Origin of the sequence: Nocardioides sp. TF02-7 (assembly GCF_022437945.1) — a bacterium.
Classification (GTDB): Bacteria; Actinomycetota; Actinomycetes; order Propionibacteriales; family Nocardioidaceae; genus Nocardioides.
Map to the genome: position 1 here is coordinate 2189572 of NZ_CP092535.1, position 15274 is coordinate 2204845.

Genomic DNA, 15274 nt, shown 5'->3' on the forward strand with positions numbered 1-15274 from the left:
CGAGACCCGTTTCCGAGAAAGGCATCATGACCAACCCCGCAGTCTCCGCGCTGATCGCGCGGTCGAACCGCCTCGGCGCCGACCCCAAGAACACCAACTACGCGGGCGGCAACACCTCGGCCAAGGGCACCGAGACCGACCCGGTCACCGGTGAGCCCGTCGAGCTGCTCTGGGTGAAGGGGTCCGGTGGCGACCTCGGCACGCTCAAGGAGTCCGGTCTCGCCGTGCTCCGCCTCGACCGGCTCCGCAGCCTCGTCGGCGTCTACCCCGGCGTCGAGCGCGAGGACGAGATGGTCGCGGCGTTCGACTACTGCCTGCACGGCCGCGGCGGCGCCGCGCCGTCGATCGACACCGCGATGCACGGGCTCGTCGACGCCGCGCACGTCGACCACCTCCACCCCGACTCCGGCATCGCGATCGCGACGGCGGCCGACGGGGAGGCGCTGACCAAGGAGATCTTCGGCGACAAGGTCGTGTGGGTGCCGTGGCGCCGGCCGGGCTTCCAGCTCGGTCTCGACATCGCGGCGATCAAGGAGCGCAACCCGCAGGCGGTCGGCTGCATCCTCGGCGGCCACGGGATCACCGCGTGGGGCGACACCAGCGAGGAGGCCGAGAAGAGCTCGCTGTGGATCATCGACACCGCGGCGGCCTACATCGCCGAGCACCCAAGGCGGAGCCGTTCGGCGCGGCGCTCGAGGGGTACGCCGCGCTGCCGGACGCCGAGCGGCGGGCCAGGGCAGCCGCGCTGGCGCCGACGATCCGCGGCATCGCGTCGGCGGACCGGCCGATGGTCGGCCACTTCAACGACTCCGAGGCCGTCCTCGAGTTCCTCGCGCACGCCGAGCACCCGCGGCTGGCCGCGCTCGGCACGTCGTGCCCCGACCACTTCCTCCGCACCAAGGTCAAGCCGCTCGTCCTCGACCTGCCCGCGACCGCGACCGTGGAGGAGTCGATCGAGCGGCTCAAGGAGCTCGCGGTCGCCTACCGCGAGGACTACCAGGCCTACTACGACCGCCACGCCACCGCCGACTCGCCGGCCATCCGCGGCAAGGACCCGCTGATCGTCCTGGTGCCGGGCGTCGGCATGTTCTCCTTCGGCAAGGACAAGCAGACCGCGCGCGTCGCGGGTGAGTTCTACGTCAACGCGATCAACGTGATGCGCGGCGCCGAGGGCCTGTCGACGTACCAGCCCATCGACGAGGCGGAGAAGTTCCGCATCGAGTACTGGGCGCTCGAGGAGGCCAAGCTCCAGCGGATGCCGAAGCCGAAGCCGCTGGCGACCCGGATCGCGCTGGTCACGGGCGCGGCGAGCGGCATCGGCAAGGCCACCGCCCAGCGGCTCGCCGCCGAGGGCGCCTGCGTCGTGATCGCCGACCTCGACGGCGAGAAGGCGGCGGCGACGGCCGCCGAGATCGGCGGGCCCGACGTGGCCGTCGGCGTGGCCGGCGACGTGTCCGACGCCGACGCGGTGCGCGCGATGGTCGACGCGGCGGTGCTCGCGTTCGGCGGCGTCGACCTCGTCGTCAACAACGCCGGCCTGTCCCTCTCCAAGCCGCTGCTCGAGACCACCGAGCGCGACTGGGACCTCCAGCACGACGTGATGGCCAAGGGCTCGTTCCTGGTCGCGCAGGCCGCCGCGAAGGCGATGATCGAGCAGGGGATGGGCGGCGACATCGTCTACATCTCCTCGAAGAACTCGATCTTCGCCGGCCCCAACAACGTGGCCTACGGCGCGGCGAAGGCCGACCAGGCCCACCAGGTGCGGCTGCTCGCGGCCGAGCTCGGCGAGCACGGGATCAAGGTCAACGGCATCAACCCCGACGGCGTCGTCCAGGGCTCCGGCATCTTCGCCGGCGGCTGGGGCGCCAGCCGCGCCGCGGTCTACGGCGTGGAGGAGAAGGACCTGGGCAAGTTCTACGCCCAGCGGACGATCCTCAAGCGCGAGGTGCTGCCCGACCACATCGCCAACGCGGTGTTCGTGCTCTGCGGTCCCGACCTCACCCACACGACCGGTCTCCACGTGCCGGTCGACGCCGGGGTGGCTGCCGCGTTCCTGCGATGAGCGTGCTCGGTCCCTCCCTGCGCGTCGCCGCCGTCGACCTCGGCGCGACCAGCGGTCGCGTGATGTCCGGCCGGGTCACCCCCGGCCGGGTCGAGGTCGACGAGCGGCACCGGTTCCCCAACGGCGCGGTCCGGGTCGGGCAGTCGTACTTCTGGGACGTCCTCGGCATCCACCGCGAGGTGCTCGCCGGCGTCCGCGAGGTCGTGCGCACCGGACCGCTGCACGGGGTCGGCATCGACTCCTGGGCGATCGACTACGGGCTGCTCGACCGGGACGGCCAGCTGCTCGGCAACCCGTTCAGCCACCGCGACCCCCGCACCGACGGCGTCGCCGCCCGCGTGGTCGAGGAGGTCGGCGCGGCCGAGCTCTACGGCACGACCGGCATCCAGCAGCTGCCGTTCAACACGATCTACCAGCTGCACGCGGCCCGCGGCACGGCGGCGCTGGAGGCGGCCGAGCACCTCCTGCTGCTGCCGGACCTGCTCGGCTACTGGCTGACCGGCAGCATCGGCGCGGAGCGCACCAACGCCTCCACCACCCAGCTCTACGACGTCCGCACCGGCGAGTGGGCCGTCGACCTGGCTCGGCGCCTGGGCCTCCCGTGGGGGATCCTCCCTCCCCTGCGGGACCCGGGCGCCGTGGTCGGCCCGCTGCTCCCCGCACGTCGCCCAGGAGGTCGGGGGCGGACGGCGAGGTGCCGGTGGTGGCCGTCGGATCCCACGACACCGCCTCGGCGGTCGTCGCCGTGCCGGCCGAGTCGTCGTCGTTCGCCTACATCTCCTCCGGCACCTGGTCGCTGGTCGGGCTCGAGCTCGACAAGCCGGTGCTCAGCGAGGCCGCCCGGCTGGCGGACTTCACCAACGAGCTCGGCGTCGACGGCACCGTCCGGTTCCTCAAGAACGTGATGGGCCTGTGGGTGCTGTCGGAGTCGCTCCGGTCGTGGAGCGACCGCCGGTTCCGCGACGTCGAGCTGCGGACGCTGCTCGCCGCCGCGGCGACGTTCGAGCCGCTGCGAACCGTCGTCGACATCAACGACCCCCGGCTGCTGGTCCCGGGCTCGGCGGCGGACCCGATGCCCGAGCGGGTCGCCGCCCTGGCGGCCGAGGCCGGCGAGCCGGTGCCGCACTCGCCGGTCGCGATCACCCGGTGCATCCTCGACAGCCTCGCCGTCGCCTACCGCCGGCAGGTCCGCACGGCCGCCGAGATCGCCGGCAAGCAGGTCGAGGTCGTCCACGTCGTCGGCGGCGGCTCCCAGAACGAGCTGCTGTGCCAGCTCACCGCGGACGCCTGCGGGCTGCCCGTCCTCGCCGGACCGGTCGAGGCCGCGGCCCTGGGCAACGTGCTCGTCCAGGCCCGCACCCTCGGCGCCGACCTCCCCGACCTCGCCGCGATGCGCGACCTGGTCCGTCGCTCCCACGACGTGCGGCGGCACGAGCCGCGCACCGACCTCGACTGGGCCGCCGCCGAGGCGCGGCTCCCCACCAGCTGACGCACGACCCATCCATCCCCATCCCAAGGAGCAGTCCGTGACCGACCGTCCCACCCGGATCAACCGCCGCTCGCTGTTTGGAGCGGCCGCCGCCACGATCGGAGTCGCGGCCGTCAGCGGCGCCGCCGGCGCTGCTGCCGCGCCCGGCGGCCGGCCCGGCCGGCCGGGCGGACCGGGACGGCCGGGTCGCCCGGGTCCGGGAGGCGTGCCGAAGTCGCTCGAGAAGGCCTTCCGCAAGCCCGGCACGGCGACCGCCGCGGGCTTTCGCTGGTGGTGGCCGCACGGCCTCGTCGACCCGCGACAGGTCGCCCGGGAGGTCGACCTGGTGGCCGACGCCGGCTTCGGCGTCCTCGAGGTCGCCGACGTCACCCACAGCCTCCGGGCGCGCGACATCGAGATCGACGTCGCCAAGCACGGCTGGGGCACCCGGTCCTGGGTCGCCGGCGTCAAGGCCGCGCTCGAGCGGGGCGCGAAGCGCGACGTCCGGATCGACATCACCGTCGGGCCGTCGTGGCCGGCCGCCGTGCCGACCATCACGCCGGACGACGAGGCGGCCTGCTCCGAGCTCGTCCACGGCCAGGTCGACGTGGCGGCGGGGGAGACCTACGACGGCACCCTGCCGGAGCCGGTCGTCCACGCCGCCGACGGCGTGACCCGCCGCGAGCTCGTGACCGTGCAGGCGCACCGGGTCACGGCCCGCACGTCGTCGACGACCACCCTCGACCCGGCGTCGTACGTCGACCTGGGCGACCGTGTCGACGGCGACCGGATCTCGTGGACCGCGCCGGCCGAGCCGGCCGACGCCACCTGGGTGCTCCTCGCCACCTACCGGCGCGGCTCCGGCCAGGAGCCCGAGGCCGGGCCGCACACCTCGCCGCGGTCCTACGTGGTCGACCACTTCAGCGCCGCCGGCACCGACGCCGTGGTCGACCTGTGGCAGGACCGGGTCCTCGACCGGGAGATGCGCCGCCTGCTGAAGAAGGCCGGCGGCTACCTCTTCGAGGACTCCCTCGAGATCGAGACCGAGGCCACGATCTGGACGCCGCGGATGCTCGTGGAGTTCGAGCGGCGGCAGGGCTACGACCTGCGGCCGTGGCTGCCGCTCGTCCTCGAGGTCGAGGAGGACTACCAGTTCTCGCTCGGCTCGGCGGCAGACCCGGCCGCCACCGACGCGCTGCGCACCAACCAGGTCCGCGACGACTTCAACCAGGTGCTGTCCGACCTCTACCTCGACCACCACCTCCGCCCGCTCCAGGACTTCGCGCGTTCGCTCGGCATGGGCCTCCGCGTCCAGGCCTACGGCCTGGAGACCGACTCGACGCAGCACGCCGCCGTCCTCGACGTTGCCGAGACCGAGTCGCTGGGCTTCAAGAACCTCGACGACTACCGGCTGATGGCCGGCGGCCGCGACATCGCCGGGCACACGATCCTGTCGTGCGAGGCGATCTGCTACAACGGCGCCGCCTACAACACCACCTGGGGCGCCAACGGCACCAGCCCGACCGCGCAGAACCAGGCGCTGTTCACCCTCAACAGCATCTTCGCGGCCGGCGTGAACCAGGCGATCATCCACGGGTTCCCGTACGCCGAGGCGCCGGGCGTCACCTGGCCCGGCTTCGCCGCGTTCTCGCCGTACTACAACGGCGCGATCGGCTTCGGCGAGGCCTGGGGCCCGCGGACCCCGCAGTGGGAGCACATGCCCGGGATCGCGGCGTACCTCGCCCGCACCCAGCTGGTGCTGCAGACCGGCACGCCGAAGTACGACATCGTCTTCCTCCGGCAGAAGAGCGGCGCCGGCGCCGGCGTCGGCCCGTTCTGGGTGACCAACGACGGCACCAAGCTCGGGTGGTCGCACTCGTTCATCACCGCCGCGCTGCTCAACCGGCCCGACGTCACGTTCCGCCGCGGCCGGCTGGTGCCGGACGGACCGGCGTACAAGGTGCTGGTGATCGGCCCGGACAAGCTGCGGAGCCGGGAGATGACCATCGACCTCGACGCGGCCCGGAAGGTCCTGAAGCTCGGGCGGGCCGGGCTGCCGGTCGTGCTGGTGCACGACGCCGGCCGGGACTGGACCACCGAGGCGACCCCGATCGGGCGCACCGACGACGCGGCGGTCGCGGAGGTGCGCGAGCTGATGACCCGGATCGCGGCGCTGCCGACGACCCGCACGACCGTGGAGAAGCGGGGTGGGCGCCGCGCTCGCCGAGCTCGGCGTCACCCGCGACGTCGAGCACGCCGACTCCACGGTGATGCACGTGCGCCGCGTCGTCGGCGACGTCGACCTCTACTACCTGGCCAACGCCCGCCACGCCGAGAACCGCCGGCTCAACCGGGTCACCCAGGACGTCCTCCTGACCGCGACCGACCGGCGGGCGGTGCCGTGGCTGCTGGACGCCTGGACCGGTGAGGCGACGCCCGTCGCGGCGTACGAGCGCTCGGGCGACCAGGTGCGCGTCCGCGTCGACCTGGTGCCGGGTCAGTCGACGATCGTCGTGCTCGCCGCCCCGGGGCGGGGGCGCGTCCACCCGCGCCGTGGAGCCGGCCGACGGGCTCACGTTCGTCCGCCGCGGCGCCCGGCCGGCCCTGCGCACCACGACCGCCGGACGGACCACCGTCCGGTGGACCGACGGCCGGACCTCGAGCGTCCGGGTCGACCGGGTCCGGGAGCCGCTCGTGCCGACCGGCTGGACGCTGGAGGTGGAGGACTGGAGCCCGCGCGACGCCGGGGACCCGACCGACCTCCGCACGCGCAAGACCAAGCACCGGGTGCAGCTCACCGAGCCGCAGGCCTGGTCGAAGGTGCCCGGCCTCGAGGACGTGTCCGGCATCGGCCGCTACCGCACCACCGTCGACCTGGGCCGCGACTGGGGTGACGACGACGGCGCCCTGCTCGAGCTCGGCGAGGTCAACGACACGTTCCGGGTGCGGGTCAACGGCGAGCTGCTGCCGCCCTGCGACCCGCTGACCAGCACCGTCGACCTCGGTCGCCGCCTGCGCCGCGGACGCAACGTGATCGAGGTGGAGGTCGCCTCCACCCTGCTCAACCGGCTGCGCGTCGTGACGCCGGAGGTCTACGGCGTCGCCGCCCGCCAGACCTACGGGCTGGCCGGCCCGGTGCGCCTGGTGCCCTACGTCGAGAAGGTGGTGCCGGGCTGAGCCGACGACGGGAGGCATGATCGACGAACGGCCCGAGCGGGCCACGAGCGGAGAGGGAGCGGGCAGTGCGAGTCGCCCTGATGGTCACCTGCGTCAACGACGCGATGTTCCCCCGACACCGGGGCGGCCGTCGTCCGCCTGCTGCGCCGGCTCGGCGTCGACGTCGACTTCCCGGAGGCGCAGACCTGCTGCGGGCAGCCGATGGTCAACACCGGCTACCTGGACGAGGCGGTGCCGGTGGTGCGGACGTACGTCGACGCGTTCGCCGGCTACGACGCCGTGGTCACGCCGTCGGGGTCGTGCGCCGGCTCGGCGCGCCACCAGCACGCGCTGGTCGCGCGCCGGTCGGGCGACCCGGGCCTCGAGCGGGCGGTCGCGGAGGTGTCGCCGCGCACCTACGAGCTCTCCGAGTTCCTGGTCGACGTGCTGGGCGTGACCGACGTCGGGGCCTACTTCCCGCACCGGGTCACCTACCACCCGACCTGCCACTCGCTGCGGATGCTCGGCGTCGGCGACCGGCCGCGCCGGCTGCTTGAGGCGGTGCGCGGGCTGCGCCTGGTCGACCTGCCGCACGCGGAGGAGTGCTGCGGCTTCGGCGGCACCTTCGCGCTGAAGAACGCCGACACGTCGGTCGCCATGGGCTCCGACAAGGCCCGGCACGTGCGTGACACCGGCGCCGAGGTGCTGGTCGCGGGCGACAACTCCTGCCTGATGCACGTCGGCGGGCTTCTGTCGCGGCAGCGATCGGGCGTGCGGGTGATGCACCTCGCCGAGGTGCTCGCCTCCACCGAGGCCGACGCCCGCGAGCACGCGTCCGTGGAGCTCTCCGCCACCAACGTCGAGGAGCAGCCGTGACCGGGACGTTCGTCGGCATGCCGCCGTTCCCCTCGGCCGCGCGGGACGCGCTCGCCGACACGCAGCTGCGGCACAACCTCGCCCACGCGACGTCGACGATCCGCGGCAAGCGGTCCGCGGTCGTGGGCGAGGTCGACAACTGGGAGGAGCTGCGGCTCGCCGGTGCGGCGGTGAAGGACCGAGCGCTGCGCTCCCTCGACGACCAGCTGGTGCGGCTGGAGGAAGCCCTCACCGCCAACGGCGCGACCGTGCACTGGGCGCGCGACGCCGCCGAGGCGAACCGGATCGTCGTCGACGTCGCCCGTCGCCACCAGGTGGACGAGGTGGTCAAGGTGAAGTCGATGGTGACCCAGGAGATCGGCCTCAACGAGGCGCTGGCCGAGGCCGGGGTGGCCGCGTGGGAGACCGACCTCGCCGAGCTGATCGTCCAGCTCGGCGGCGACCTGCCGAGCCACATCCTGGTGCCGGCGATCCACCGCAACCGTGCGGAGATCCGCGAGATCTTCCTGCGCCGGATGGGCGAGGCCGGCAAGCCGGCGCCCGCCGACCTCGCCGACGAGCCCGCCGTGCTCGCCGCGGCCGCGCGCGAGCACCTGCGGGAGAAGTTCCTGCGAGCACGGATGGCGGTCTCCGGCGCCAACTTCGCCGTCGCCGACACCGGCACCCTCGTCGTGGTGGAGTCGGAGGGCAACGGCCGGATGTGCCTGACCCTGCCCGACGTGCTGGTCAGCGTCGTCGGCATCGAGAAGGTGGTGCCGACCTGGGCCGAGCTCGACCCGCTGCTCCGGCTGCTGCCGCGGTCGTCGACGGGGGAGCGGATGAACCCCTACACCTCGACCTGGACCGGCGTGACGCCCGGCGACGGGCCGCAGGAGGTGCACGTCGTGCTCCTCGACAACGGCCGCACCCGCGCGCTGGCCGACGAGGTGGGCCGGCAGGCGCTGCGCTGCATCCGGTGCTCGGCCTGCCTCAACGTGTGCCCGGTCTACGAGCGCACCGGCGGCCACGCCTACGGGTCGGTCTACCCCGGCCCGATCGGCGCGATCCTCAACCCGCTGCTGAAGGGCACCGGCGACCCGCAGACCGACCCCTGCCCTACGCGTCGTCGTTGTGCGGTGCCTGCTTCGAGGCGTGCCCGGTGCGGATCGACATCCCCGAGGTGCTCGTCGACCTGCGGGCGAAGGTGGTCGACGGCCACCGCGCCGACCGGGTGCCCAAGGCGGAGGCGGTGGCCATGCGCGCCGCGTCCTGGGCGTTCTCCGACGCCCGTCGGCTGGGCCGGGCCGAGCAGGCCTCGGGCCTCGCCGGCCGCGTGCTCGGCCGGTTCGGCCGGCGACGCTCCCCGGGCGGCCGGGCGACGGCTCCGCAGCTGCCCGGGCCCGCAGCGGCCTGGACCGGCGCCCGTGACCTCCCGGTGCCGCCGCGGGAGTCGTTCCGCGCGCGGTGGCGGCGTACCCGCGGCCGGCTCGACGACGACGGAGCCGGCCGGTGAGCGCCCGCGACGAGGTGTTCGGCCGGGTGCGCGCCGCGCTGGCCGGGGTCGACCCCGACCCCGCGCCGGTGCCCGCGCCGCCCGGCGCCCGGGCGGCCGACCTGGTGGCCCACTTCGCCGAACGGGTGGCCGACTACCGCGCGGTCGTCGTCCGCTGCTCCGCTGCCGACGCCGCCGCGACCGTGGCGGCCGCGCTGCCGGCCGGCGGGCGGGTCGTCGTGCCCCCGGGCCTGCCCGGCTCGCTCGTCTCCGCGCTGCCCGACCCGGTCGCCGACGACGGGCTGGCGGCGGCCGAGCTCGACTCCTTCGACGCCGTGGTCACCGCGTGCCGGGTCGGCATCGCCGAGACCGGCACCATCGTGCTCGACCACGAGCCCGACCAGGGCCGGCGCGCTCTCACCCTCGTCCCCGACCGGCACGTCTGCGTCGTCCGCGCCGACCAGGTGGTCGCCGACGTGCCGGAGGCGGTCGCGCTGCTCGACCCCCGCCGTCCGCTCACCTGGATCAGCGGCCCCAGCGCGACGAGCGACATCGAGCTCGACCGGGTCGAGGGCGTCCACGGGCCCCGCCACCTGCACGTGGTGATCGTGGAGGAGTCGGGTTGACGGTGACCGGCGAGCCGACAGCGAACCGCGCGCGCCGGGGGGCCGCCTGGCAGCCCAGCGACCTCGACGTGGAGATCCTGCGCCTGCTCTCGGAGGGCCACACCACCGAGGCCGTCGCCCGCCGCGTCGGCCTGTCGGAGCGGACCGTGCGCCGCCGGCTCCGCACGGTCGCCGACGAGATCGGCGTCGACTCCTCGATCGAGGCCGTCGTGCATGCGGTGCGGACGGGCGTCATCTGAGGCGTTCGCGGGTGGCGGTGGCTCGGGGTGCCAGGGCTGCCGCGGCGGGTGGTGTAACTCAGTGTTCGGTGCACTCCCCGGGTGATCCGTGCTCCCTCGGCGTTCGGTGCACTACCGCCGTGGTGTGACCGGTCAGAGCGCCGCGGTAGTGCCCCGAACACTGAGTTACATGCCCTCTCGCACCAACCCTGGCCGGATCCGGCCACAGGGGTTGTGACGGCCCTCACCGGATGTCTAGCGTGAGTCCTGAATCGTTTCACTCTTCTCGGGAGGTCTCGTGCCCAAGTTGTCCTGCCGCGCCGTCGTCGGCGCCGCGACGCTCGCCGTGCTCGCCGTGGGCCTCCCCGCCGGACCGGCGCCGGCCGCACCGGCACCGGTCGCCGCGGCGCCGGGCGGGACGGCGCCGGGCGCGCCGACCGGCCTGACCGTCGAGGACCAGGTGCGCCCGCTCGACACCGACCTGACCCCGCGGTTCGGGTGGCTGCCGCAGGACGCCGACGGCAACGAGGTGCAGACCGGCTACCAGCTGCGGGTCGAGGACGCCGACGGCGAGCAGGTCTGGGACTCCGGCAAGGTCGACTCGGACCAGCAGGCCTACGTCGACTACGACGGCGCCGCGCTCGAGCCGGGCACCGCCTACCGGTGGACCGTCCGCACCTGGGACAAGGACGGCCAGGAGTCGCCCTGGTCGGAGCCGGCGACGTTCGAGACCGGGCTCGGCGACGAGGACTGGGGCGGCGCGGCCTGGATCCGCCGGCCACCGGGCGACCCGGACAGCACCGGACCGCTCTCGCTGGTCGACGAGCGGCTGCGGGTCACCGGCAGCGCCGGCCAGCAGGTCACGATCGCCCGCACCGGCAGCGGGTGGGAGGACTACGTCTTCTCCGCGAAGGTCACCGTCGTCGAGAACGCCGCCGCCGTCGTGTTCCGCGCCAGGGACCACCGCACCGGCTACATGTGGCAGCTGCACGACGCCGACGACGCGCTGAAGACCCACCGGATGATCGACGGCGGCTTCCCGCGCGACGCCCGGCGGACCGTGCCGTTCGAGGTGACCGCCGGCACGACGTACGACCTCAGCATCCGGGTCGAGGGCCAGACCTTCACCACCAGCATCGACGGCGAGGTCGTCGACACCTGGACCGACCCGGACGCCACCGGCTCCACCGCCGGCACGATCGGGTTCCGGCAGGCGACCGGCTCTCGCGGCGCCGAGGTCGCCGAGGTCGACGACGTGCTCGTCACCTCCCTCGACGGCGCCACGGTGCTCCTCGAGGACGACTTCTCCGGCGACCTCGCCGGCTGGGACAGCGGGGCGCCGACCCGCGAGGCCGACGAGTACACCCTCGCCCGCACCGAGGTGGACGTCCCCGAGGGCGAGATCGTCCGCGCCCGCAGCTACCTCGCCGCCAGCCACACCGCCGAGCTCTACCTCGACGGCGAGCGCGCCGACCGGATGAGCAACTACGGCCACCCCACCGAGGGCTACTACCAGACCGCCGACGTCACCGACCTGGTCGAGCCGGGCGAGACGCTCGCCGTGGGCGCGATGCTGCACTGGTTCAGCAGCGGCCAGGGCCGGGTCGGCGCCGAGCCTGGCCTCCTGCTGCGGCTCGAGCTCCAGTACGCCGACGGCACCGAGCACGTCGTCGTGAGCGACGGCTCGTGGAAGGTCCGCCGCGGGCCCTACCGGCTGGTCGGGACCCGCAACGGCGAGGGCCTCTACGTCGAGCACCTCGAGGGCGACGTCGCGCGCGCGATCGGGGACTGGAAGGCCGTCGGTTACGACGACTCCGCCTGGGCCGACGCCGTCGTGCTCGGTGAGCACCCCGTGCCGCCGTTCACCCGCATCGTGGCGCAGCAGACCGACATGCAGGAGACGGTCGTCCACCCCGAGCGGATCCTCGTCGCCGACGATGGCACGCCCGTCGCCGACTTCGGCAAGGTCATCCCCGGCCGGCCGGGCGTCCACTTCGAGGACGGGGTCGCCGGCCGGGTGGTCCCGATGCGCGCGAGCCTCGAGCTCGCCGACGACGGCCGGGTCTCCACCGCCGGCACCTCGACCCAGGGCACCAACATGTCCTGGCCCTACACGCAGGCCGCCGGCGCCCAGGACTACCAGGCGTTCGGCCACCTGGCCTTCCGCTACCTCGAGATCCCGGACGCGGGCGAGGAGATCACCGTCGAGGACGTCACGGCCACCGTGGTGCACGTGGACTACCCCGACGGCGGGGCGGCGACGTTCGACAGCTCCGACCCGACGCTCGACGCCGTCTGGGACCTGATGCAGCGCTCGCTGGTCTACTCGGTGCAGGAGACGTTCGTCGACACGCCGACCCGTGAGCAGGGCCAGTTCCTCCACGACACGGTCAACATCTCCTACGGCCTGATGGCCACCCAGCGGGAGCGGGTGGCGACCCGGCAGGCGATCCGGGAGTTCATGTTCAGCCAGGAGCGCTGGTGGAGCTCGACGCCTGAGGACGAGGGCCGCTACAACGCGGTCTACCCCAACGGCGACGGCAAGCGCGACATCCCCGACTTCACCGAGGTGGTGCCCGACTGGATCTGGCGCTACTACCTCGAGACGGGCGACCGCGAGGTGCTCGCCGACGTCCACGAAGAGCTCGCCGCGACCGCCGGCTACATCCGCCGTCACATCGCGTCCGACGGCCCCACGGAGGGGCTGGTCACCCGGCTCACCGGTGGCGGCGGCGCCTACCTCTACGGCATCGTCGACTGGCCCGAGCACGGACGGTTCGGCTACGACATGAGCGCGGCCGCCCGCACCACCGTCAACGCGCTCGGCGTCGACGTGCTCCGCAAGGTGGCGCTCGTCGCCGAGGCGCTGGGCCGGCCCGACACCGAGGTGCAGGGCTACCGCGACGACGCCGACGCCCTGGCCGACCGGATGAACGAGACCCTGCGGCGGCCCGACGGCACCTACGTCGACGGCCTGCTCGAGGACGGCACCCAGTCGCCGCACGCGGGCCAGCACGCGACGTCGTACGCCGTGGCGTTCGGCATCGCGCCGGCCGAGGACCTGCCGGAGCTGGGGCAGTACCTCGCCTCGCTCGGCATGCGGCAGGGCCCGATGACCGCGCACTTCCTGCTCGAGGCGCTGGCCGCCTCGGGCGCCGGCGAGGGCCTGCTGCGGCTGCTCACCAACGAGGACGACTACGGCTGGGCCGGCTGGCTGGCGCAGGGCGGCACGTTCACCCCCGAGGCGTGGGAGCTGAGCGGCTCGGCCAACAGCGCCTCGCACGGCTGGGGCGCGATGGGCATCGTCGACATCCTCGACTCGGTGCTCGGCATCGAGATCACCGCTCCCGGCGCCGCCGAGCTGCGGATCGGCGTCCCCGACACCGGGCTGCGCCGTGCCTCCGGCACCCAGGTCACCCAGCGCGGTCCCGTCTCCTCGCAGTGGCGGCGCGCCGACGGTGGCGTCACCCTCACCACGGAGGTCCCGGTCAACGTCTCCGCGGTGGTCGAGCTGCCGGCCAGCGCCGACCGTGCCTACGACGTCACCGGCCCGGACGGCGCGGAGGCCGAGGAGCTCGGCACCGACGACGGTGTCACCTCCTACCGGATCGGCTCGGGCAGGTGGACGTTCAGCAACGCCGACGGCCCCGACGACCGGCTCGCGGCCTCGCTCACGCCGCTGCGGCTGCGCGGCACCACCGGCGTCTACCGGCTCGGGATCGACGCGAACCGCCCGGCGCGGGCCGACGTCACCGTGACCTCCACCCGTCCGCGGGTCGTCGCACCGCGCGACGTCGTCGTCACCGGCAAGGGCGCCCAGCGGCGGGTCGAGATCCGGCCCCGCGGCAAGGGCACGAGCGTCGTGCGGGTGACCGTGACCCTCGGCGACCGCCGCGTCACCAAGGTGGTCACGGTGGTCCGCGGCGGCGGGCGCGCCGACCGGATCACCGGCACCCGCGGGCGCGACCTGCTCGTCGGCGGTCCGGGCGCGGACCGGCTGGTCGGCGGTGCCGGTGCGGACCTCCTCGCAGGCGGCGGCGGCCGCGACGTGCTGCGCGGCGGCGGCGGGGTCGACCACCTCGCCGGCGGGCCCGGCGCGGACCGGGTGTTCGGCGGACCGTCGGGCGACGTGTTCCACGGCCCGCGGCGCGGCGACCGGTGGCCCGACTTCGACCGCCGCTCCGGCGACCGACGGCAGGGCTGACCGTCCGGGCCGCACGCGCCCGGCGCGGGTGTGCGGTCGGGCGGAGGCTGAGTGCCGGAGCGGCGTCAGCGGGGGTCGGTACGCTCGACGAGGTCGTCGACGACGGCCGTCAGCTCACCGCCGCTGCGCTCGTACGCCGCCCGCTGCCGGGTGGCGCCGCCGCCGGCGAGCACCCGCTGGACGCCGTCCTCGGCGAGCGCCAGGTCGCGGTACGCCTCCAGTTGGTCGCGGACCTCGGTGACGAGGCTGTCGAGGACCTCCCGGGCCGGTGCCAGCTCGCCGGTGAGCGGCGAGACCAGGGCGCCGGTGAGGCCCTGGCGGGCCGCCCGCCAGTGCGCGGCCCGCAGCAGCTCCGAGCGCCACGGCGGGTCGTCGGCCGTCCCCTGGGGGCCGGACCCCTGCTCGGCGGCGTGGGCGACGAGGGCGCGGACGAGGGCGGCGACGAGGACGCCGTCGTCGACCGAGGTGCAGACGTCGGCGACCCGCACCTCGACCGTGGGGTGGTCGGCGGAGAGCCGGGCGTCGAAGTAGAGCATCCCGGCGTCGCGGGCCGCCCCGGTCGCGATCAACCGGCGGCCGACCTCGCGGTAGCCCTCGACCGACCCGAACCGCTCGGTCGGCCCCGCACTCGGCCACCGCGCCCAGACCTGCGACCGCCACGACGCGTAGGCGGTGTCGCGGCCGAGGTAGAACGGGGAGTTGGCACTGACCGCCAGCAGCACCGGCAGCCAGGGCGCGATCCGGTCGATGACCGCCACCCCCCTCCTCGTCGGAGGTGACGTGGACGTGGACGTGCATGCCGCAGGTGCCCGTGGGCCGGGCGACCTCGCCGTACCTCGCCATCATGTCGAGGTACCGGTCCTCGTTGGTCACGCGCGGCTCGCCACTGTCCAGCGGCACCGTGCCCGACGCGGCCACCACGAGGCCGGCCGCCTGCGCCGCCTCCACCGCCGCCCGCCGCGCCCGGACCAGGTGCTCCCGCAGCTCGTCGAGCCCGTCCGCCGGCGGCGTGCGGGTCTCGAGCTGGTGCCGGAACAGCTCCTGGTCGAGGTCGTCGTCCTCCGGCCGCCCACGGTCGTCCTGCGCCAGCCGCCGCAACACCTCGTGCGACCGCGGCGCCACCTCCCCGCGTCCCCGGGTCGACGAGGAGCAGCTCCTCCTCCATGCCGACGGTCCGCCGCTCCATCCGCCCT

9 protein-coding genes and 4 pseudogenes are annotated in these 15274 nt (G+C 74.4%); 11 read left to right on the forward strand and 2 right to left on the reverse strand.

Annotated features, from left to right (window positions below; translation table 11 throughout):
* Positions 1-26 precede the first annotated feature (26 nt).
* From MF408_RS11240 to MF408_RS11290, 11 genes and pseudogenes are all read left to right on the forward strand, one after another.
* Positions 27-584: pseudogene (locus MF408_RS11240) on the forward strand (class II aldolase/adducin family protein); the annotation flags it as partial.
* Between the two features lie 41 nt (positions 585-625).
* A complete protein-coding gene (gene rhaD, locus MF408_RS11245; protein ID WP_240251427.1) occupies positions 626-2062 on the forward strand; it encodes a bifunctional rhamnulose-1-phosphate aldolase/short-chain dehydrogenase in 1437 nt (478 codons plus the stop codon).
* The gene (locus tag MF408_RS11250) at positions 2059-2967 is read left to right on the forward strand and encodes an FGGY family carbohydrate kinase (RefSeq protein WP_240251428.1); all 909 of its coding nucleotides are present in this window, start codon (positions 2059-2061) and stop codon (positions 2965-2967) included. The genes rhaD and MF408_RS11250 overlap by 4 nt, the downstream gene beginning before the upstream one ends.
* Positions 2886-3551, forward strand: a complete 666-nt coding sequence (locus MF408_RS11255) for an FGGY-family carbohydrate kinase (protein ID WP_240251429.1) — start codon at positions 2886-2888, stop codon at positions 3549-3551. Before MF408_RS11250 ends, MF408_RS11255 begins: the two co-directional genes overlap by 82 nt.
* Before the next feature lie 37 nt (positions 3552-3588).
* The gene (locus tag MF408_RS11260; protein WP_240251430.1) at positions 3589-5958 is read left to right on the forward strand and encodes a glycosyl hydrolase; all 2370 of its coding nucleotides are present in this window, start codon (positions 3589-3591) and stop codon (positions 5956-5958) included.
* A gap of 125 nt (positions 5959-6083) precedes the next feature.
* On the forward strand, positions 6084-6707 hold the full coding sequence (locus MF408_RS11265; protein WP_240251431.1) for a hypothetical protein: 624 nt from the start codon (positions 6084-6086) through the stop codon (positions 6705-6707).
* 80 nt (positions 6708-6787) lie between these two features.
* Positions 6788-7562, forward strand: a pseudogene (locus tag MF408_RS11270) ((Fe-S)-binding protein).
* A 17-nt stretch (positions 7563-7579) separates the two neighbouring features.
* Positions 7580-9054 (forward strand): annotated as a pseudogene (locus MF408_RS11275) (lactate utilization protein B).
* Positions 9051-9659 carry an LUD domain-containing protein gene (locus MF408_RS11280; protein WP_240251432.1) on the forward strand — a complete coding sequence of 203 codons (609 nt, stop codon included), beginning with the start codon at positions 9051-9053 and terminating at the stop codon, positions 9657-9659. The pseudogene MF408_RS11275 and the gene MF408_RS11280 overlap by 4 nt, the downstream one beginning before the upstream one ends.
* A 68-nt stretch (positions 9660-9727) precedes the next feature.
* On the forward strand, positions 9728-9898 hold the full coding sequence (locus MF408_RS11285; RefSeq protein WP_240251850.1) for a helix-turn-helix domain-containing protein: 171 nt from the start codon (positions 9728-9730) through the stop codon (positions 9896-9898).
* 277 nt (positions 9899-10175) lie between these two features.
* Positions 10176-14081 carry a family 78 glycoside hydrolase catalytic domain gene (locus MF408_RS11290; RefSeq protein WP_240251433.1) on the forward strand — a complete coding sequence of 1302 codons (3906 nt, stop codon included), beginning with the start codon at positions 10176-10178 and terminating at the stop codon, positions 14079-14081.
* Between the two features lie 65 nt (positions 14082-14146).
* Here MF408_RS11290 and MF408_RS11295 read toward each other — a convergent pair whose 3' ends face one another.
* Positions 14147-14839 (reverse strand): glutamate-cysteine ligase family protein, encoded by a 693-nt coding sequence (locus MF408_RS11295; protein ID WP_240251434.1) that lies wholly within the window; start codon positions 14837-14839, stop codon positions 14147-14149.
* A gap of 61 nt (positions 14840-14900) precedes the next feature.
* Positions 14901-15203: pseudogene (locus MF408_RS11300) on the reverse strand (glutamate-cysteine ligase family protein); the annotation flags it as partial.
* Between the last annotated feature and the right edge of the window lie 71 nt (positions 15204-15274).

Coding starts and splice junctions, on each gene's coding strand:
- MF408_RS11250 (WP_240251428.1), top strand. CDS start 2,059: ATGAGCGTGCTCGGTCCCTCCCTGCGCGTCGCCGCCGTCGACCTCGGC.